Source organism: Nocardia beijingensis NBRC 16342 (genome assembly GCF_001612785.1).
Lineage (GTDB): Bacteria > Actinomycetota > Actinomycetes > Mycobacteriales > Mycobacteriaceae > Nocardia > Nocardia beijingensis.
Window position 1 is genome coordinate 42,028 of sequence record NZ_BDBC01000011.1, and the last position, 19,293, is coordinate 61,320.

The following is a 19,293-nucleotide window of genomic DNA, read 5'->3' on the forward strand; positions in this document are numbered from 1 at the left end:
GCAGTCGTCGCGTTTCCACGTTCTCCCACCGCCGGTGCCGTGGCGATGCTGGACGCGAAGTCCATGCGGCAGAGACTATTTCGCTCGTTTCCGGCGACCGTGGACTCCCCGCCGTGGGGAGAACGCGTGACCGAGCGCCGATATGATCGTCGGCGCTTGGAGCTCCTGGCCGGTCGACCCGAGGTAGGCAGATGACGCGCTACGGCACGAAGGTTCTGGACGTGGTGGGCAGCCGCCGGATGGCGGTGGCGACGCTGGCCACCATCACCGGCTTCTACTATCTGTTCGTCGCGTTCACCAACTGCGTCGACACCGACACCAACCGCAACGGTGTGGCCGCGGTGCTGTCGATGAAGGCGACGATCCACAATCCGGGCACGGACTGGCGCGCGATCACCAACGGCAATGTCGCGCTTGTCGCCTACATCCTCGTGGTGATCTGGGAATTCCTGATCGCCTTCGTGCTGCTCGCCGCGGGAGCCGCATGGGCCAGGGTGCTGACCGGACGGTCGCGCGGGCTGCGAGCCGGCCACGAGCTGGCGGTGAAACTGTCCAGCCTGGGCTGGACCATGGCGGTGCTGCTGTTCGCGGGCGGGTTCTTGACCATCGGCGGCGAATGGTTCCGCATGTGGGCCAACGACGACGTGAACGCTTCGTCGGCCGCGTTGCAGAACTTCCTGATCGCGGGCGTCGGCCTGATCCTCGTTCACCTGCCGGACCCGCAGCGTAACGTCGGCGGCGAAAGTCACTCGGCCGCAGCGGAATCGGACTAGGCGCAGCCGGTCAGCGACCGTTGCGATCGAGTTCGCCCAGCTGCTTCTGCAGACGTTCCAGCGCCGCGCGGATCGCATCGATCTGCGCGTTGAGTTCGGCGATCTTCGCTTGATCCACCGGCGGCGCCTGCGCCGGTGATTGCGCGGCAGGCGGCGCGGCGGGCTGCTGGCCCGGCGGCAGCGGAGCGCCGGGACCGCCGCCGGGCGGCGTGGCGAGTCTGCCGGTGGCCGGGCCGAACACCTGCTCGAGCGCTTCGGCGAGGGTGGGCGCGTAGCCGACCAGGACACCGCCGGTACCGGGATCGCGGTAACTGACCAGCACCCGAGCCAGCTGCGGGAACGTCGAGGAGTTCGGCGCCGTCGAAATCCGTTCGGTGAACAGCGGTTCGGCGTAGAGCACGCCGCCGTCGGCGATGGGCAAGGTGAGCAGGTTGCCGTACTGGATCCGGTTCGAACGCTCGAGCAAGGTCCGCTCGGAGGCCACTCTGGTGTCGGAGATCATCGAGTTCTGGATCTGTTGCGGACCCTGGGTGAGGGTGTCGGTGGGCAGCTGCGAGACGGTGATCTTGCCGTAGCCCTCCGGGTCGGAGCGGGCGGAGACGTAGGCGGAGAGGAATTCCCTGTTGTAGCCGACCATCGCGCTCGCGAGCCGGAACGACGGTTCGGCGCTGCTCTGGTCGCCGACCAGGACGTAGAACGGGGGCTGATGCGGATTGGACTCCACGGTGGGGTCACTGGGCACCGACCAGAAAGCGTTCGTGGTGAAGAATTCGCGCGGTTCGTCGACGTGGTACTTGGCGAGCATCTCGCGCTGGATCGTGAACAGATCCTCGGGGTACCGGAAATGGGCCCGCAGCTCCGGGGTGATCGATTCCTCGGGCCGGACGGTGCCGGGAAAGACCTTCATCCAGGCCGCCAGGACCGGGTCCGTGCGGTCGACCTGGTAGAGGGTGACCGTGCCGTCGTAGGCGTCGACGGTGGCCTTGATGGAATTGCGCACGTAGGAGATCTCCCGGGGCGACCCGCGCTCGGTGTCCTCGCCCGGCGCGAGTGCTTCCAGTGAGCTGCGCTTGGCGTAGGGGTAGCCGTCGATCGAGGTGTACGCGTCGACGATCCAGACGATGCGGCCGTTCACGACCGCGGGATAGGGATCGTTGTCGGTGGTCAACCACGGTGCGACGAGTTCGACGCGATGGCGGGGATCGCGGTTGAAGATGATCTTCGAATCGGCGCCGATCGCCTTGGAGAAGACGATGTTGCGCTCGGTGTAGGTCACCGCGAAAGCCAAGCGGTTGAGCCAGTTGCCGATCGGGACGCCGCCCGCGCCGGTGTAGGTGTACGTGGTGGTGTCGGTGTCGTACTCGCGCGGCTGGGCGCCGCCGCCGACGATGGCGTAGTCCGGGCTCGCATGGCCGATCACCTCGCCGAAGTAGACGCGCGGCTGATCCACTCGGATCACCTGGTGGCCGGAGGCTTGGGAGGCGATGTCGCCGACCGCGTAGATCGGGTATCCGCTGTTGCTGCTCGCCGCGTCGCCCGCCGCCTCGCGGACCGCGGCGTTCACCCGGTTGGCCGGTGCGGCCACGAACCCGTTGCCGTGCGTGTAGACGGTGTGCCGATTGACCCAATGGCGCTGGTTGCCGCTCAGCGCGCTCGGGGTGAGCTCGCGCGCCGCCACCACGTAGTCGCGCAGTTGCCCACCGACCCGGTAGCGATCCAAGTCCAGATGCGGGGGGAAACTGTAGAAGTTCTTCAGCTGTTGCTGCTGGGTGAACGTCCGGGACAACACGTTCGGGTCCAGCAAGCGGACGTCGGCGATCGTGGTGACGTCGGCGGGGACCTCGGGCGGCGGCTTGCTGCCGACGCCGGAATACGGCTGGTATTCGACCCGGTCGCCGCCGATCCCGTACGCCTGCCGGGTGGCCGCGATATTGCGTTGGATGTAGACCCGCTCCATGTCTGCGGCGTTCGGACGGACGGAGAACTGCTCGACGGCCAACGGCCAGACGGCTCCCACGAGGATCGACGACAACAGCAGCAGCGCCGCCGCCATCGCCGGAATCCGCAGATCCCGCACGACGATGGCGGCGAACACCGCCGCGGCGCAGATCAGGGCGATCGCGAAGAGAATCAGCCGGGCGGGAAGCACCGCGTTGATGTCGGTGTAGCCGGGGCCCGCGAACGTGGGCTCCTTGCTGTCACTCGACAGCAGGGAATATCGGTCGAGCCAATAGGCGACAGCCTTCAGGAGGATGAATGCCCCGGCCAGTATCCCGAGCTGGACGCGGGCCGCGCGCGTCAGGCCGCCCGCCTTTCCGGACAGCCGCAGCCCGCCCAGCAGGTAGTGCGTGGCCAGGTTCGCGAGGAAGGCGAGGACCACGGCGATGAACAGCCAGTTGACGACGAAACGGTAGAAGGGCAGGTCGAAGACGAAGAAGCCGACGTCGTGCCCGAATTGCGGATCGGACACGCCGAAGGACCCGCCGTGGAGGAACAGTTGGACCGTCCTCCAATTCGACTGCGCGGCGAGGCCGCAGACCAGCCCCACCGTGGCGGCGACCCCCAGACCGAACCGCACCGGATGCCGCAGCACCGTCGTCCGATACGGCCGGAGACTGTCTTCTTCCGCGGACTCGGGAAAGAAGAGCGGGCGGAACCTGAAGGCCAGCCACATCACCGTGAAAAGGACGCCGCCGATGGCGAGCGTGATCACGGCGAACAGCGTGAGCCGGGTGAACAGCACGGTGAGCCAGACCCCACGGAAGCCGACCTCACCGAACCACAGCCAGCTGACGTAGGTCCTGACCATCCGGGGCACGACCAGCAACGACACGACGAATACCGTGGCGGCGACCACCAGCACCCGGGTGCTGCGATGCAACCGCCGCGGGCCGGGGCCGACGCGCGCGCTCATCTTGCACTCCCGTGGCTACCGCCCGGCACAACGGTGGACGGCCGAGGCGGAACCAAGCTCGATACTACCGGGGTGGTCGACGCGTCGAGGAGCGCTCGATCGGCTCCGCGGCTGCACCGGATGATCGGGAGGTCGCTGCGTCTACCGGCACGCCCGACCTCACCGATCTGGCATCGGAGCAGCGCGCCGCACTCGGCAGCGGCGCCGACTTCCGGACCCCGCTTCAGTGAGCTACGGCGGGCACCCCGATGACCGACGCGTTCTCGGCGGGGGTCGACGCCCGGTGCAGGCCGCGGCGGTCATAGGCGTAAGTCGCGGTCGCACCGAGCAGCAGGCCGATGCCGAGGCCGAGCACCGTCATCCACAAGCCTTGGCCGAAACCGGCTTCGGCGTGGGCGTCGAAGAACAGGATGGCGCGCACGGCGAGGTAGATCTGATGCATCGGCTCGAAGGCGGCCAGATTCGCGATATAGGCGGGCGTCGCCTCCAGGGGAACGGTCGCGGCCGACGAGGGCAGCCCGAGGACGACGAACAGGATCAGATTGACCAGCAGTCCGGCGGTGCCGAAGGTGGCGAGCACGGCGAGCGCGGTGACACCGACCGCGATGATGGCCAGCGTGCCGTAGAGCCACAACAGCAGCGGGTTGTCCAGCGGGACGCTCAAAGCGGTGGCGATCGCGAGGAATATCCCCGACAGAACCGGCGCCGCGGTGACGACGACCGCCCATTTCACCAGTAGCGTGCGGAAGCGAGAGATCCCGGTGGCCGGCGGGTGCACGAACCACGGGCCGTATTCGGTCGGCGTGAAACCGAGCACCGAGTCGACCAGCGTGTGGATGATCATGGCGCCGGTGAAGCCGGCCAGCAGCAGGATCAGGGTGTAGAAGAACGCGACGAGGCCCTGTCCGGCGCCGTCGTCCATCGGCCGGTAGGGCGCGGTGACGATCTGCACCGGATCGGTGAGCATCAGCCGGGCCGCGCCGCTGGGCTCGACCGGCGCGCCGGGCCCGGCGGCGAGGGCGGCGTTCACCTGGTCGGTGAGGCTCTTGCCGACGGTCTCGTCCACCTGACGCAACGCGCGGTCGGCGATGCGCTGCATGATGCCGGTGGTGTAGGGGCCGATCCGAGGGTTGGTGTGGACCGTGATGACCGGGCGCTCGATCGCACCGGGCACCACGGCGGCGGCTCCGAGTATCGCGAGCCGCTTGGTGAAGTCGGACGGGATGACGATCGCGCCGTAGACCTCGCCGTCCTGCAACTGCTTGCGCGCTTCGCCGATGCCGACGACCCGCAAGTCGATCTTCTCCGCGGGCATACCGGCGACCAGCGCGTCGGTGACCTGGGCTCCGATATCGGCGGGTTTGCCGCCGATCGTGTCGCCGACATCCTGATTCACCAGAGCGATCGGGAAGTCGTGCAGATTCTTCTCGGTATTGCTGGCGTAGCCGAGGTACATGGTGGCGAGCAGCGCCGCGAAGACCGTCAGCACTGCGATCGGGGCGGTGAAGGTCCGAGCCGTCATGCGAGTCAATGTAGTCACCGACTACAAAGTAGGCAATGCCTACATTTTGTTATCCTGCATACACCATGCCGATCACCAGAAGCCGGTCCTACCACCACGGCGACCTGCGCGCCGAGTTGCTCCAGCGGGCCGAGGCGACGCTGCGCGAATCCGGCGTCGACGGCTTGTCGCTGCGCGGGCTGGCCCGTGACGTCGGAGTCAGTCACGCCGCTCCGACCCGGCATTTCAAGGACAAGCAGGCACTGCTGGACGCCTTGGCGGTATCCGGATTCCAGCGTCTGGCCGCAGCCCTGGAGCAGACCGCCGCCGCGAATTCGGCTCACGGGCACATCCGAGCCCTGGCGCGCACTTATCTACGTTTCGCGACCGAGAATTCGGCGCTCGTCGCGCTCATGTTCGCGCGCAGGCACAGCCCCGCCGCGGGCGACGCGATGTCGCAGGCCGTGGACGCGGCATTCGCCACGCCGGTCGCGCTGATCGTGGAAGCGCAGCGACACGGAGAAGTGATCGATGGCGACCCGCGGCGCATCGCGCTGTCCGCGGTCGCGGCGCTGCAAGGTCTGGCCACCTTCGTCGGCTCGGGTGTGATCGCCGCCGAGACCGCCGACGAATTGCTGGACGAGACGACCACGCACATGATCGAAGGCCTGCGACCGAGACCGTGATCCACCGGCACCAGCGGCCGACGCCGTTCGACCGATGGAATTCGCCCGTGACGGCGGCACCTCCGCCCCGGCTCGGTCGACCAGCGTGGCGTCCCAGGCTGCCGGTCAGTAGGCGATGAACAGGATCTCGTCCCGTGAGTAGTCGTGGCCGGGATGATTCTCGGCCAGATGGGCTTGCGTCTTGGCCACGAGATCGTCCTCGTCGGTTCCGACGATGAATTCTCCGCAGGGGCAGTTCAGCTTTCGCTTCATCAGTCCTTCCTCCTCGATCCGACAGTCTATGCACAGCGCGGTGATCGAGCGCGAGGCGCGGCTGACGCGCGGGGCCGCGGGCTCAGCCACGTGACCATTCGTGGCCCCAGTAGCTGTCGGCGGTGATCTCCTCCGCGCTGTAGGTGGATTCGTCGACCAGCACACCGTCGGTGCCGTATTCCAGATCCCAGCCCCCGGGAGTGCGGACGTAGAAGGAGATCATCTTGTCGTTGGTGTGCCTGCCGAGCGTCGACGACAACGGGTAGCCCGCCCGCATCACGCGGTCGAGCGCGCGCCCGACGGCGTCGAGTTCGTCGACTTCCACCATGATGTGCACCAGGCCGGGCCCGTCGGGCCGGGTGCCCGGGATCAGGGCGAGGCTGTGGTGGCGCTGGTTGACACCGAGGAAACGCACGCGCACCGGCCCCACACCGGGCGGGGTGGGCACCCGGAACGAGCCGCGCGGCAGGAATCCGAGCACCTCGCAGTAGAAACGGTTGGCCTCCTCGAGGTCGGGCACCGGCAGCACGACGTGGCCCAGGCCCAAACCAGCGGTGACGAAACGGTTTCCATGCGCGGTGACGACCGGGCTGTGATCGAGCACCGCGCCGTGGAAGACCTCGACGGTGAACCCGCCGGGGTCGGTGAAGCTGAAGGCATCTTCCACGCGCAGCGCGTCGAGATGATCCTGCGCGAGCGTCGTGACCGCCACGCCCGCCCGCTCGAGCGCGTCCCGCAACCGGGCCAGCGCGCGATAGTCGCGTACCTCCCACCCGACGGCGAGCACGCGGTCGCGTTCCCCCGGAACGAGTTCCAAGCGATACGCGTGCTCGTCCATGCGCAGGTACAGACTGTCCGGATTCGGCCCGGTGGCCTGCGCGAAACCCATCACGTCGAAGGCGAAGGCGCGCCAGGCCGCCACGTCGGCGATGGCGACTCGGACGTAGCCGAGCGAGGCGATGTCAGCCATTGATTCGTCGTACTCCTCAGGAATAGGTGACTTGCACCGTGTCGGTGACCGGGACCGCCTGGCAGGCCAGTACGTATCCCTCGGCCAGATCGGCGTCGTCAAGGACTTCGTTGTGCCGCATCTCCACCTGCCCGGACACGACCCGGCAGGTACAGGCGCTGCATGCGCCCTCGCGGCAGGAATAGGGCGCTTCCAGCCCGTTGGCCAGCAGCACGTCGAGCAGGACCTCGCCGCGCGGCCACGGAAGGACGCGCGTCTCGCCGTCGAGTTCGACCTCGACCGCGGCGCGGTCACCGGAGTCGACGACCTCGGACCGGCCGGTCTCGAACGGATCGCCGCCGAGCGACACGAACTTCTCCACGTGCACGCGCTTGCGGTCCGCGCCGAGCCCGAGCAGCGCCGCGGAGACGGCGTCCATGAAGGGGGCGGGGCCGCACACGAACGCCTCGCGCTCGCGCCACGGTCCGGCCAGCGCCGCGAGCTGCGCGCGGGACGGCAGCCCTTGCACGCTCTCCAGCCAGTGCACCACGACCAGACGGCCCGGATGCCGGGCGGCCAGATCGGCGAGTTCGGCGGCGAAGATCACCGACCGTTCGTCGCGGTTGGCATAGATCAGCGCGCAGTGCCCTGATCCCGACGCCAGCACCGATTTCAGGATCGACAGCACCGGGGTGATGCCGCTGCCCGCGGCGAACAACAGCACATCGTCCTCGAGCGCCGCGGGCGTGAAGACACCCGCGGGCGGCAGCGCGTCGAGGACCATGCCCGCGACGGCGTTGTCGCACAACCAATTCGATGCGTAACCGTCGGGCGTTCGCTTGACCGTGACCTTCAGCGGCCCTTCCTCGTGCGGCGCGCTCGACAACGAGTAGCACCGGCTCACCGAGCCGGTCAGCTCGCTCGGAATCCGCAAGGTCAGGAACTGGCCGGGGCGGTAGTCGATCGGATCCCGCTCCGCGACGGGACTCAACTCCAGCGATACCGCGTCGTCGGTCTCCCGGATCACCCGCGCCACGCGCAGGGTGAGGGGTGCGCCGGGGTGGCTGCCGGTGCCGCCGGACATCCCGGTCTCCGGCGGCGCGGCGGCTCGGGACGGATGCACTTTCGCGTCTCCTCTTCGATCGTCGACGGCCGTCACGTTCGGGCTCACGGCACGTCCCCGTCTCGGGTGCTGACCTCCACGAGTCCGTCCGCGACGGCGGCATCGATGCTGTCGCGCAGCGCGGCGCAGGTTCGCACCCGCGCGCTGTCCGCCCCGGCGAACTCGGCGCACGCCGCGACCGCGCTCGCGTTCCACTGCACGCTGGTGTGCTGCGGACTGAACTTCTCGACCAGCACGCACGTCGCGCAGGTACGGCAGGTGACCCGTTCCATCCGCTCAGGCTCCGGCGCCTGCGCGCTGCCCGGCGAGGTTCTCCGCGACCTCCGCCTCCCATGCCGTGACCGCCCTGGTGGTGTCCACTTCGAACTCGAAGCGATCGGTCATCTTCGGGTCGATGTCGGCCACGTCGGTGTAGAACTGCTCGTACCAGCGCCGCAGCTGGTAGACGGGCCCGTCCTCCTCGCACAGCAGCGGGTTGTCGATGCGGGTCTTGCGCTGCCAGATCGCGGCGTCCTGTTCGAAGCCGCGGCCGAGTCCACCGGCGAACTTCGCCGCGATCTCCTCGGCCTGCTCCGCGGGCACGCCGTGCGGCTTCTTCACGATCGCGCCGTACTGCAGCACGAACTTCGTGGGCGACACCGGGTAGTGGCAGTTGATGAGGATGCCCTCGACCGTCAGGCCCGCGCTCTCGCTGCGCAGGTGATCGATCATGTAGGACGGGCCGTAGTAGGACGCGTCGGAGTGCAGGACGTTCTTGCCGCCCAAGGCTTTAGCGGTCTCCCCCATCATGTCCTCGCGCGACACCGAGGTCATGTACTGGCTGGCGACGTGTCCTTCGAAGACGTTCTTGAAATAGGTGGGGAATCCGAAGTGCACGTAGAAGAAGTGCGCCATGTCCACCACGTTGTCGATGACCTCGCGGCAGTTCGCGCCCTCGATCGTCATGGTGTTCCAGGTCCAGTCGGTCCACTCGTCGCTGAACGCCCCGTCGATGCGCGGGATGGTGATCTCGTCCGGGGGCCGATTGCCCTCCGGGTCGTTCCACACGAACAGTTGCTTGTTCTGCTCCAACGTCGGCCACGAACGGGTGCGCGCCCGGGGTGGCACCCGGCGGCCGTACGGGATGCCGGTGCAGCGGCCGTCGCCGCCCCAACGCCAGTCGTGGAAGGGGCAGGCGATGGAGTCGCCCTTGATCCGGCCGTCACCCAGGTTCCCGCCCATGTGCCTGCAGTAGGCGTCGAGCACATGCAGCTGCCCGCCCGCACCGGCGAAAACCACCAGCTCGGTGCCGAAGATCTCGACGGTGTGCGGTTTCCCGTCACGGAAGTCCCGCGCCAGGCCCAGGCAGTGCCAGCCGCGCGCGTAGCGGGCGGGCGGAGCGCCCGCGTCGATCACTCGGACCTCGGTGTCGGTAGTCATCGGTTCCTCCACAATTCGCGCACGTTTGTCACCTCGATATTTCGGTTCGGCATCCCGGCGCGGAAATGTGCAGTCCCACTGGCCGGGAGGCGCTCAGGCCTCATCGAGCCGTCCGAACGCGGAGCGGTAGAACAGCAGCGGCGGCGCCTCGCGATGCTCCGACAGCGCGGTGACGCGCGCGACGACGATGGTGTGGTCACCGCCGTCGACCTCCTGCTCGACCTCGCAATCGAGCCAGGCCATGCTTCCGGCCAGCCGAGGCGAGCCGTTGGGCGACGGCTCCCAGTCGACCCCCGCGAACTTGTCCGCGCCGCTGCGCGCGAGACGACGGCAGACGTCTTGCTGGTCGTGGGCCAGGATGTTGACACAGAGCCGGCCCACCGCGCGGATGCGCGGCCACGACGTGGACGTGCGCGCCGGGCAGAAGCAGACCGCGGGCGGCTCCAGCGACAGCGCCGAGAACGACTGGCAGGTGAAGCCGACCGGCCCGTCCTCCCCCAGCGCGGTGATCACCGTGACGCCGGTGCAGAAGCGACCGAGCACCGCCTTGAAATCGCGCACGTCCAGTGGCGATCCGTCCATCTCGAGCACCGGTTCCATCGGGCCTCCTATTTCTGTCAGGCATATACCTGACAGCTATGACAGCAGTCACCGCCCGATGGGCGTCAAGATCGGAGTCCGGTCACCGAGATACGGATCCGTAGAACCTACGTAGTTCTCCCGATTCGTCCCGCCGCCCGACGCGTCAGTGTGATGGGAGACACAAGCGATCGAGCGCGTAATGCCTGGTCGACGTAGACCGACTGTGACCGACGGAGGTTCGAATGACCGTCACCCTGCTGCCCGACACCGAGCCGCGCGCCGACCGGGTCCCGCACCGGACCCGCGCCAAGGCGGCGGAAGCCGACGTGCCGGTATCGATGATCGAGCGGATGACCCTCATCCTCGACGCGTTCGACGCGGCCACCCCGACGCTGACGCTGCTGGGCCTGGTGGAACGCACCGGCCTGCCACGCTCGACGGTGCACCGGATCCTCGACCAGATGATCCGGTTGCGCTGGCTGGCCCACACCTCGGGCGGATATCGGCTCGGCATGCGCACCCTGGAACTGGGCGGGCTCACCGCCGACCACAACGAGATCCGCGACGCGGTCAGCCCGCTGCTGCACGAGTTGTGCCAGCGCACCGGCATGGTCGGGCACCTGGCGGTGCTCGACGGACGCGAGGTCGTGTACCTGGACAAGGCGGGCGGCCGCTTGGCCGCGATGCTGCCGACCCGCCTCGGCGGCCGCATGCCCGCGCACTGCACCGCGCTCGGCAAGGCGATGCTCGCCACGCTCGAGCCGAGCATCGCCGAAGCCGCGTTCCATGCCCGGCTGCCGCGGCGGACCCCGCACACCATCACCGAACCCGACGCGCTGCACCGCGCCTTGGCCCAGATCCGGCTGCGCCAAGGGGGCGCGGTGGACCGTGAGGAATCGATGGACGGAATCGCTTGCGTGGCCGCGCCTTTGCGGGGCCGTGGCACCGCACCCGCGGCGCTGTCGCTGTCCGGGCGGGCCGAGGCGATGAGCTTCGACAAGCTGGCGCGGGTGCTGCTCGAGATCTCCCACGAGGCCGGGCGGACGCTGTTCGGACGCCGGGCGCGCTGGCGCTAGGGCCGAATCCGACTATGCCTGGACGGTACAGTCCGACCATGACCGATGGCGTCACACCCGCGGTGCCCGATCTGCCGACCACCGCGTGGGCCGTGCTCGGCATGCTCTCGCACGCCGACGAACTCTCCGGCTACGACCTGAAGAAGTGGGCCGACTGGAGTCTGCAGTTCTTCTATTGGAGTCCGTCGTTCAGCCAGATCTATGCCGAACTCAAACGTCTCGAGAAGCATGGCTACGCCAGTTCCCGCACGGTCGCGCACGAGGACGGCGTGCGCGGCAAGCGGATGTACGCGATCACGCCGGAAGGCCGTGCGGCCGCGGCGAACTGGGTCAATCACGCGCCGGTGGAGGCGCCGGTGCTCAAGCACGGCGTGATGCTGCGGGCGTGGCTGGGCAACCTCGCCGAACCGGACCGGATGCGCGGCATCCTCGCCGAGCACATCGAGTACGCCGAGAAGATGCGCAGGCGGGCCGAGGCCGACGCGAAGGGCGCCGAGGCGAATCCGGACTGGGCCTATCCCGAGCTGGTGCTGCGCTGGTGCGTGCGGCACTACGAGGCGGAGCGCGATTTCGCCCGGGAGCTGCTGGCGGATATCGAACGCCTCACTGAGTGAGACGCCACCTGGTTCTTCCGGTCCTGCCATATTTCGATTAGGCATATGGAGGTGGCCGACGATGACCGGTGAACTGGATACGGTGCCCGCCGCGGTGGCGGCGATCGCGAACGGCGGGATGGCGCTCGTCGTGGACGACGAGGACCGGGAGAACGAAGGCGATCTGGTGCTGGCCGCGGAGAAGGCGACCGCGGCCAACATCGGGTTCCTGGTGCGGCACACCAGCGGCGTGCTGTGCGTGCCCATGACGGGCGGCGACCTGGATCGGCTGGAACTGCCGCCGATGACGACGGTCAACCAGGACCCGAAGGGCACCGCGTACACCGTCTCGGTGGACGCGGCGGCGGGCGTCGGCACCGGTATATCGGCCGCCGACCGCGCGCACACCATGCGCTTGCTCGCCGATCCCGGCGCGTCACCCAGGGATTTCACCCGCCCCGGGCACGTGTTCCCCCTGCGGGCGCACCCGCGTGGCGTGCTCGGGCGGGAAGGGCATACCGAGGCCGCGGTCGATCTGGTGCGGATGGCGGGCCTGCGCCCCGCCGGCGTCATCGCGGAGGTGGTGCGCGACGACGGGTCGATGGCCCGGCTTCCGGACCTGCTGACCATGGCCAGGGTGCACGGAATCCCGATCATCTCCATCGCCGACCTGGTCGAGCACCGCCGCAGGCTGGAGCGGGGCGTCGTGCGCGTCGTGGAGACCCGGCTGCCCACCCGCTTCGGCGAGTTCCGGCTCGTCGGCTATCGGGACACCACCGACCAGGCCGAACATCTCGCACTGGTGTTCGGCGCGCCGGGCGAGCGGGACGTGCTCACCCGGGTGCACTCGGAATGTCTCACCGGTGACGCGTTCGGCTCGCTGCGCTGCGACTGCGGCGAGCAACTCGACGCCGCCCTGCGTGCGGTGGCCGCCGAGGGCAGCGGGGTCGTGGTGTATCTGCGCGGGCAGGAGGGACGTGGCATCGGGCTGCTGAACAAACTGCGCGCCTACGGGCTCCAGGACGAGGGCGCCGACACGGTCGACGCGAATCTGCGCCTCGGGTTGCCCGTCGACGCCCGGCACTACGGCGCCGCGGCGCGGATCCTGGACGACCTGGGGGTGCGGTCGGTCCGTTTGCTCAGCAACAATCCGGCCAAGCAGGCGGGGTTGACCGAATACGGCATCGCCGTCGAACGGCGGATTCCGCTGCAGACCAGCCCCACCGAACACAACGTGCGCTATCTGCGCGCCAAGCGCGACCGGATGCGCCATCAGCTCAGCGACGTCGACGCCGCTGCCGTCGCCCGATGAACGCCCCCGTCGCGGTTCGTCCCGGGTCATCGCGACACCGCCGCCGATTCCGCAGGCACGGTCATCGGAGTTGAATTTGTCCAGAATGCTCTTCCGCGCTCCGCGCGGTACCTAGGGTTGACACCCATGGCGCGGCGTCCCATCGGCAACCTCCCTGCCGAGGTCACCAGTTTCGTCGGGCGCCGGGAGGAACTCGCCGCCGCGAAGCGGCTGCTGCCCACGACGCGGGTGCTGACCCTGCTCGGTCCCGGCGGCGTGGGCAAGACCCGGCTGTCCCGCCAGGTCGGTGTCGCGGTGGCGCGCGCGTTCCCGGACGGGGTGTGGCTGGTGGAGCTGGCCGACGTCCGTGACCCCGATCTGGTGACGGTGACCGTCGCGGAGGCCATGGCGTTGCGCGACGACACCGCGGCGCCCTTGCGGCGGCTCACCGAGTTCCTCGCGGACAAGCGGTTGCTGTTGATCTTGGACAACTGCGAGCATCTGATCGACGCCTGCGCGCGGCTGGTCGGCCGGATCGTGGCCACCACCGCGCAGGTCCGGGTGCTGGCGACCAGCAGGGAGGTGCTGGGCGTGCCGGGGGAACAGGTCATGCCCGTCGCGCCCTTGCCGCTGCCGGACGGCGCGACCACCGACAGCGATGCGATGCGCCTGCTCGCCGAACGAGCGAGCGCCGCCAACCCCGGCTTCGCGGCCACCCCAGCGAATCGGGATGCGCTGGCCGCGATCTGCCGCAGGCTGGACGGTATTCCGCTCGCGCTGGAACTGGCGGCGTTGCGATTTCGCGTGTTTACTCCGGAGCAGATTCTCACCCGGCTCGACGACACCATGGCCCTGCTGAGCGCGGGACCGCGCATCGCACCGGAACGGCAACAAACCATCGAGGGCGCGATCCGCTGGAGCTACGACCTGTGCACGCCGGCCGAACAGCGCTTGTGGGAACAACTGTCGGTGTTCTCCGGCGGCTTCGACATCGACGCCGCCGAAGCCGTGTGCCTGCCGGCCCCCGACGGGCGGATCGCGATGGACGCGCTGACCGGGCTGGTCGACAAGTCGGTGCTGAGCCTGCGCTACGACGGCGATGTCGGGCGGTACTCGATGCTGGAGCCGATCCGGCAGTTCGCCCACGACCGGCTGGCCGAGCGGGGCGACGAGCCCGAGGTGCGTGCGCGCCATCGCGAGCACTACCGGCGGCTGGCGCTGCGCGGCCGCACCGCGTATTGGAGTTCCGACGACGTCGCCTGGTTCCGTGAACTGAACCGCGAGCACGCGAATCTGCGCGCGGCGCTGCAGTCCGGCCTCACCGACGCCCCCGAGTCGGCGCTCGAGATGGCGGCGGTGCTGCGGCCGTTCTGGGAACACAACCGTTTCCTCACCGAGGGCTATCGCTGGCTGACCGACGCGCTGACGAAGGCGGGCCGACCGACCGAGTTGCGCGCACGCGGACTGTCCGCGGCGGCCTCGCTGGCGGCGCTGCTGTCGGATCGGGGACCCGCGCGCCAATTGGTCGACGAATGCGTCGCCCTGGCTCGCAAGGTCAATGCCCCCGATATCCTCGCGGAGGCCATGCTCGACTCGGCGCTGCTGGCTTTCAACGACGGCGACACCGCGGGCGCGCTCGAATTGGCCGAGACCGCGACACATCTCGCGGCCGAATGCGGCCATCACGCCATGGAGATGGACAGCCTGGCCTTTGCGTTCGTGTGCGCCCTCGTGCTCGCCGACGAACGCTGCACCGCGTTCGCCGAGCGGCTGCTGGAGATCACCACCGAACGCGGTCCTGCTCTGCTCGGCGGGCTGGCGCAGTGGTGTATGGGGCTGGATCACTGGCGGCGCGGCGATCAGGACGGCGCGACCGCGTATCTCGCCCGCGCCGTCGAGATGTTCGCCCTGTTCGACCGCTGCGTCTGGCTGGCCTCCGCGTTCGAAGGGCTGGCGTGGACGGCGGTCGCGCGCGCCGATTTCGAGCGAGCCGCCCGCCTGCTCGGCGCCGCGGAGATCCTGGCCCGCAGCACGGTGCGCCTCGCCCACGCCATCACCGGTGTGCTCGGCGACCGGATGCGCGTCCGTGTGCGGGAAGCGTTGGGCGATCGGAGATTCGACGAGGTCTTCGACAGCGGCGCGATGCTGTCGCTGAGCGAGGCGATCGATTACGCACTCGGACGCGCGCCCGCCGCCGCGCGCCCGCCGCAATCCGCAGCGGTCCGGTCCCGAGCCGCCGACGTCCTCACGCGCCGGGAGAAGGACGTCGCCCGATTGGTGGCGGCGGGTCACAGCAACAAACGCATCGCCGCCGATCTGGTGATCTCGGTGCGAACCGCCGAGACCCACGTCGAGCACATTCTCACCAAGCTCGGTTTCACCTCCCGAACCCAGATCGCGGGGTGGGTGCGCGATCACGACGTGTGATCGACGTGGGCGGCGGCGCTCAGAGCCCGGCGGTGAGGAAGTCGGCGACGGCGCGTTCGAACGCCGACTTGCGTTCGATCTGCACCCAATGACCGCACCGGGCGAAGACGCGCAGATCCGCGTTCGGGATCTGGCGCGCCGGGAGCAGCGACGCCTCCACCGGCGTCACCCGATCGTCGCGCCCCCACAGGATCTGCGTCTCGGCGCGCAGGCCGCGCAACCGTGCCCACAGCGGAACCGGCTCGGCGAGAGCGGGATCGGCGAAGGTCGCGTAGGCGTCGCGCAGGGCGGCGATGGCGGCGGGGTCGGAGGCGGCGGCCGACCGGGCTTCGATCAGCTCCTCGGTGAGGGTCGCCGGATCCGACACCATGCTGCGCAGCCATGGCATCAACCGTTCCCGGGTGGGTTCGGCGCTGAACTCGAGCAGTCGCGTGATGCCCTCGGACGGTTCCGGTCCGAGGACGTTCACCCCGACGCCGCCGGGCGCCATCAGCACCAGGCGGTCGATCCGGTCGGGGTGTTCCAGCGCCAACAGCGTCGCCACCGCGCCGCCCATCGAATTGCCGAGCAGGTGCACCCGTTCCAGACGCAGGTCGTCGAGCAGTCCGAGCACGGCGTCGGCGGAGATGCGCAGGTAGTTGCGTTCGTACACCGCAGGGCGGCCGCTGGCGCCGAATCCGGGCTGATCCACGATCAGGCAGCGGAAACGCTCGGCCAGCACCGGCAGGTTGGCGCCGAAGTTCGCCCATCCGGAGACGCCGGGCCCGGAACCGTGCAACAGCACCAGCGGCGCGCCCGAGCCCGCCTCGTGGTATCGCAGTCGCAGCCCGCCGGTCGTGCTCCAACGCGTGGTGTTCTCCGCGGTGAGCGTCATCAGATCATCCTATCGGTGACCGGAAGGCCGAACGCGTCGCGGCCGTACAGGACGAGCGCGCGCTCGACGTCGTTGATGACGTGCACGCTTCCGGCGTGCGCGTCGCGCCAGTGCCGTTCGATCGGATTGGGTTTGCGGATGGCGTGGCCGCCGGAGTTGTCGAACAGCAGGTCGATGGCCTCGATGGCGCGTTCGGTGCCGCGCACCTGGTCGCGGCGGCTGCGTACCCGCAGTTCCAGGGGGATCTCCTCGCCCGCCTCGGCGTAGCGCAGTTGCTCGCCGATGTTGCGCTCCATCTGGAGGATGGCGGCGTCGATCTCGGAGGCGGCGCGCGCGACCCGGACGTGCGCGAACGGGTCCTCGGCGGCCTTCTGCCCGCCGTAGGAGATCCGCACCCGCTCGCGCATGCGCTCGATGTGCGCTTCGTAGGCGCCTTGGGCCGCGCCGATGATGGGTGCGGTGATGGTGTTGGAGAACACCGCGCCGAACGAGATCCGATACAGCGCGGCGGTATTGACCTCTTGTCCCGGTCCGCGCAGCTCGGCCTGCTCGCTCGCGCTGTAGGTCCGGTGCGCGGGGACGAACGCCTTCTCGATGACGATGTCGTTGCTGCCGGTGCCGGACAGCCCCGACACGTGCCAGACGTCCTCGATGCGGTAGTCCACGCGCGGCACCAGAACGGTCAGGTACTCCGCTACCCCTTCGTCGTTCGGCACGACCGCGCCGAGGAAAGCCCAGCGGGCGTGATCGCAGCCGGAGGAGAAGCTCCACCGGCCGCTGATCTCGAAACCGCCCTCGACGGGCGTCAGCTTGCCGGTCGGCGCGTACGACGACGAGACCAGGGTGTCCGGATCGGCGCTCCACACGTCCTCCTGCGCCCGCGGCGGGAACAACGCCAGCTGCCACGGGTGCGCGCCGAGCACCGACGCCACCCACGCCGTGGACGGGCACGCCGTCGCGATGGCGCGGATCACCTCGTAGAACGCGACCGGCGAGGATTCGTCGCCGCCGAAGCGGGACGGCTGCAGCATGCGGAACACCCCGGCATCGGTCAGCTCCCTGATGCTCTGGTCGGGCACTCTGCGCTGCAGTTCGGCGTCGGCGGCTCGCTCCCGGATCGCGGGCAGCAGATCCCGTACCCGATCGAGCACCTTGTTGGTCATATGCGGTAATCCTCCTGGTAGTGCCGTCTTTCGACGCTAGGCCGGTGCGGCGCCGTCCGGTCCGATCCATCCCGATGACCGGACACGCCGCCGGGATCAGCTGGTGCGGGCCGCGGCGGCGCCGGCGCGGCGGCCGAAGAAGGTGCCGTCGCCGAGCGACGTGCCGCTGATGTAGCCCTCGCCGTGCAGGTTGCTCGCGGCGCGTCCCGCGGCGAACAGTCCGGGGATCGGGTCGCCGTCGATGTCGAGCACCGCGCCGTCGAGCGAGGTGTGCAGACCGCCGAGGGTGAACACGGACGCGCCGGTGCCGCGGCGATCACCGGACTCCGACGGCGGCCGCACCCCCGCCCGCACGTCGATCGCGGCGAGCGGCGGCGTGAGGGGCCGCACCCAGCGCGGAGCCTTCCCGAACTCGGGATCGGCGCCGGCCGAGGCGAAGTCGTTGTACCGGCGGACGGTGTCGGCCAGCGCGGCCGCGGGCACGCCCATCAGGTCGGCGAGTTCTTCGGCGGTCTCCGCCACGTGGGTCGGGCGCACACCCCACCGCTGTTGTTCCGGCACTTCCTCGAACGCTGGTTCGTCCAGCACGACCCAGGTCCGCATGTCCTGGCGGAACAGCGCCGCCTGGCCGATCCGGCCGGGATAGGTGTCCTCGTTGACGAAGCGCTGCCCCTGGCCGTTCACCACGATGCCGCGCGCGGCGAGACCTGGAACGAGCGAGATGCCGACCTGGCCGGTGGACATGTGCCGCACCGCCGCGCCGAGCGCCTGCGCCATCCGGATGCCGCTTCCGTCGTCGGTGCCCGCGCTGACCTTGGTGTGCCCCAGCAGCCTCGGCGCGTGCGCGGCGAGCATGGCGTCGTTGTCGACGAAACCGCCGGTGGTCAGCACGACGCCGCGGCGCGCCCGGATGGTCAGCTCCGCGCCGTATCGCCGAGCCACCACGCCGACGACAGAGCCGTCGGCCGCGACGATCAGGCGCGTCGCCCTGGTGTCGAAAAGCGCTGTGGCACCGGCCGACCGAGCGGCCTCGGCCAGGCGATCCATGAGCAGCTTGCCGCCGAAGTCGGGGGCGGCCGGGCGATGTCCGCGCGGCGCGGGCGTGGCGAGGCCGGAGAACGGCATGCTGTTCTCCCCCAGCCACATGAGCCCGTCGTCCGTCGGCGGCACCCAGGCCGGAGCGTCCCACAGCGTGGGTTGGAACGGCACGCCGCGGTCGGTCAGCCAGTGGAAGTGCGCGACGCTGTCCTCGCTGTAGCGGGCGATCTTGTCCGGGTCGGCGCCCGGACCGAGGGCGGCGGACAGGAACGCCGCCATGGCCGCGGGATCGTCGTCGAAGCCGCAGGCCCGCTGGATCGGTGTGCCGCCGCCGAGATAGATCTCGCCGCCCGACAGAGCGGATGCGCCACCCGGACCGCTCATCCGATCCAGCACCAGCACCTGCTCTCCGGTCACCGCCGCCTCGAATGCCGCCGCCGCTCCGGCGCATCCGTAACCGATCACCAGCACATCGGTCTCGAGGTCGTAGGCGCGCACTTCGGCGTCCGCCCGAGGCGCGACCGAATCCCGCTCACTCATGGGATCGACCTTCGCGCTCGGACCGGCGGAACCGGCCGCCGGTCTTGGTGAGCGACCCACCGGTCCCGTTCATCGGGACTGTGGTCGGTCGC

General features: G+C 69.4%; 17 protein-coding genes. 6 read left to right on the plus strand and 11 right to left on the minus strand.

What is annotated here, in order from left to right; translation table 11 throughout:
* Positions 1-191 precede the first annotated feature (191 nt).
* Complete coding sequence (locus NB3_RS07655; protein ID WP_067798660.1) at positions 192-773, plus strand: DUF2165 domain-containing protein; 582 nt, start codon at positions 192-194, stop codon at positions 771-773.
* Between the two features lie 10 nt (positions 774-783).
* Here the strand turns inward: NB3_RS07655 and NB3_RS07660 are convergent, their stop codons facing one another.
* Positions 784-3,687, minus strand: a complete 2,904-nt coding sequence (locus tag NB3_RS07660) for a UPF0182 family protein (protein WP_067798662.1) — start codon at positions 3,685-3,687, stop codon at positions 784-786.
* Between the two features lie 223 nt (positions 3,688-3,910).
* Positions 3,911-5,209 carry a YhgE/Pip domain-containing protein gene (locus NB3_RS07665; RefSeq protein ID WP_067798665.1) on the minus strand — a complete coding sequence of 433 codons (1,299 nt, stop codon included), beginning with the start codon at positions 5,207-5,209 and terminating at the stop codon, positions 3,911-3,913.
* Between the two features lie 65 nt (positions 5,210-5,274).
* On the opposite strand from NB3_RS07665, the gene NB3_RS07670 reads away from it, so the two are divergent.
* A complete protein-coding gene (locus tag NB3_RS07670) occupies positions 5,275-5,874 on the plus strand; it encodes a TetR/AcrR family transcriptional regulator (RefSeq protein WP_067798669.1) in 600 nt (199 codons plus the stop codon).
* A 105-nt stretch (positions 5,875-5,979) separates the two neighbouring features.
* On the opposite strand, the gene NB3_RS07675 is transcribed toward NB3_RS07670, so the two are convergent.
* The 6 genes from NB3_RS07675 to NB3_RS07700 all read right to left on the minus strand — a co-directional run bounded on the left by NB3_RS07675 (position 5,980) and on the right by NB3_RS07700 (position 10,217).
* Positions 5,980-6,126, minus strand: a complete 147-nt coding sequence (locus NB3_RS07675; RefSeq protein WP_067798815.1) for a DUF1059 domain-containing protein — start codon at positions 6,124-6,126, stop codon at positions 5,980-5,982.
* An 82-nt stretch (positions 6,127-6,208) separates the two neighbouring features.
* On the minus strand, positions 6,209-7,096 hold the full coding sequence (locus NB3_RS07680; RefSeq protein WP_067798672.1) for a VOC family protein: 888 nt from the start codon (positions 7,094-7,096) through the stop codon (positions 6,209-6,211).
* A gap of 16 nt (positions 7,097-7,112) precedes the next feature.
* On the minus strand, positions 7,113-8,159 hold the full coding sequence (locus NB3_RS07685; protein WP_067798818.1) for a ferredoxin--NADP reductase: 1,047 nt from the start codon (positions 8,157-8,159) through the stop codon (positions 7,113-7,115).
* Between the two features lie 83 nt (positions 8,160-8,242).
* Positions 8,243-8,470 carry a hypothetical protein gene (locus NB3_RS07690; RefSeq protein ID WP_067798675.1) on the minus strand — a complete coding sequence of 76 codons (228 nt, stop codon included), beginning with the start codon at positions 8,468-8,470 and terminating at the stop codon, positions 8,243-8,245.
* A 4-nt stretch (positions 8,471-8,474) separates the two neighbouring features.
* Positions 8,475-9,617 carry a 3-ketosteroid-9-alpha-monooxygenase, oxygenase component gene (locus NB3_RS07695; protein ID WP_067798820.1) on the minus strand — a complete coding sequence of 381 codons (1,143 nt, stop codon included), beginning with the start codon at positions 9,615-9,617 and terminating at the stop codon, positions 8,475-8,477.
* 93 nt (positions 9,618-9,710) lie between these two features.
* The gene (locus NB3_RS07700; RefSeq protein ID WP_084485946.1) at positions 9,711-10,217 is read right to left on the minus strand and encodes a flavin reductase family protein; all 507 of its coding nucleotides are present in this window, start codon (positions 10,215-10,217) and stop codon (positions 9,711-9,713) included.
* A gap of 224 nt (positions 10,218-10,441) precedes the next feature.
* On the opposite strand from NB3_RS07700, the gene NB3_RS07705 reads away from it, so the two are divergent.
* The 4 genes from NB3_RS07705 (at position 10,442) to NB3_RS36535 (ending at position 15,586) form a co-directional block, all read left to right on the plus strand.
* On the plus strand, positions 10,442-11,275 hold the full coding sequence (locus NB3_RS07705) for an IclR family transcriptional regulator (RefSeq protein ID WP_067798679.1): 834 nt from the start codon (positions 10,442-10,444) through the stop codon (positions 11,273-11,275).
* 38 nt (positions 11,276-11,313) lie between these two features.
* Positions 11,314-11,889: a PadR family transcriptional regulator gene (locus tag NB3_RS07710; protein WP_067798683.1), complete on the plus strand. Its 576-nt coding sequence runs from the start codon at positions 11,314-11,316 to the stop codon at positions 11,887-11,889.
* 61 nt (positions 11,890-11,950) lie between these two features.
* The gene (locus NB3_RS07715; RefSeq protein WP_067798685.1) at positions 11,951-13,180 is read left to right on the plus strand and encodes a bifunctional 3,4-dihydroxy-2-butanone-4-phosphate synthase/GTP cyclohydrolase II; all 1,230 of its coding nucleotides are present in this window, start codon (positions 11,951-11,953) and stop codon (positions 13,178-13,180) included.
* A 126-nt stretch (positions 13,181-13,306) separates the two neighbouring features.
* Complete coding sequence (locus NB3_RS36535) at positions 13,307-15,586, plus strand: LuxR C-terminal-related transcriptional regulator (RefSeq protein ID WP_067798687.1); 2,280 nt, start codon at positions 13,307-13,309, stop codon at positions 15,584-15,586.
* Between the two features lie 19 nt (positions 15,587-15,605).
* On the opposite strand, the gene NB3_RS07725 is transcribed toward NB3_RS36535, so the two are convergent.
* The 3 genes from NB3_RS07725 to NB3_RS07735 all read right to left on the minus strand — a co-directional run bounded on the left by NB3_RS07725 (position 15,606) and on the right by NB3_RS07735 (position 19,201).
* On the minus strand, positions 15,606-16,460 hold the full coding sequence (locus NB3_RS07725) for an alpha/beta fold hydrolase (protein WP_067798691.1): 855 nt from the start codon (positions 16,458-16,460) through the stop codon (positions 15,606-15,608).
* Positions 16,460-17,623: a 3-hydroxy-9,10-secoandrosta-1,3,5(10)-triene-9,17-dione monooxygenase oxygenase subunit gene (gene hsaA, locus NB3_RS07730; RefSeq protein WP_067798693.1), complete on the minus strand. Its 1,164-nt coding sequence runs from the start codon at positions 17,621-17,623 to the stop codon at positions 16,460-16,462. Before hsaA ends, NB3_RS07725 begins: the two co-directional genes overlap by 1 nt.
* A gap of 96 nt (positions 17,624-17,719) precedes the next feature.
* The gene (locus NB3_RS07735) at positions 17,720-19,201 is read right to left on the minus strand and encodes an FAD-dependent oxidoreductase (RefSeq protein ID WP_067798696.1); all 1,482 of its coding nucleotides are present in this window, start codon (positions 19,199-19,201) and stop codon (positions 17,720-17,722) included.
* Between the last annotated feature and the right edge of the window lie 92 nt (positions 19,202-19,293).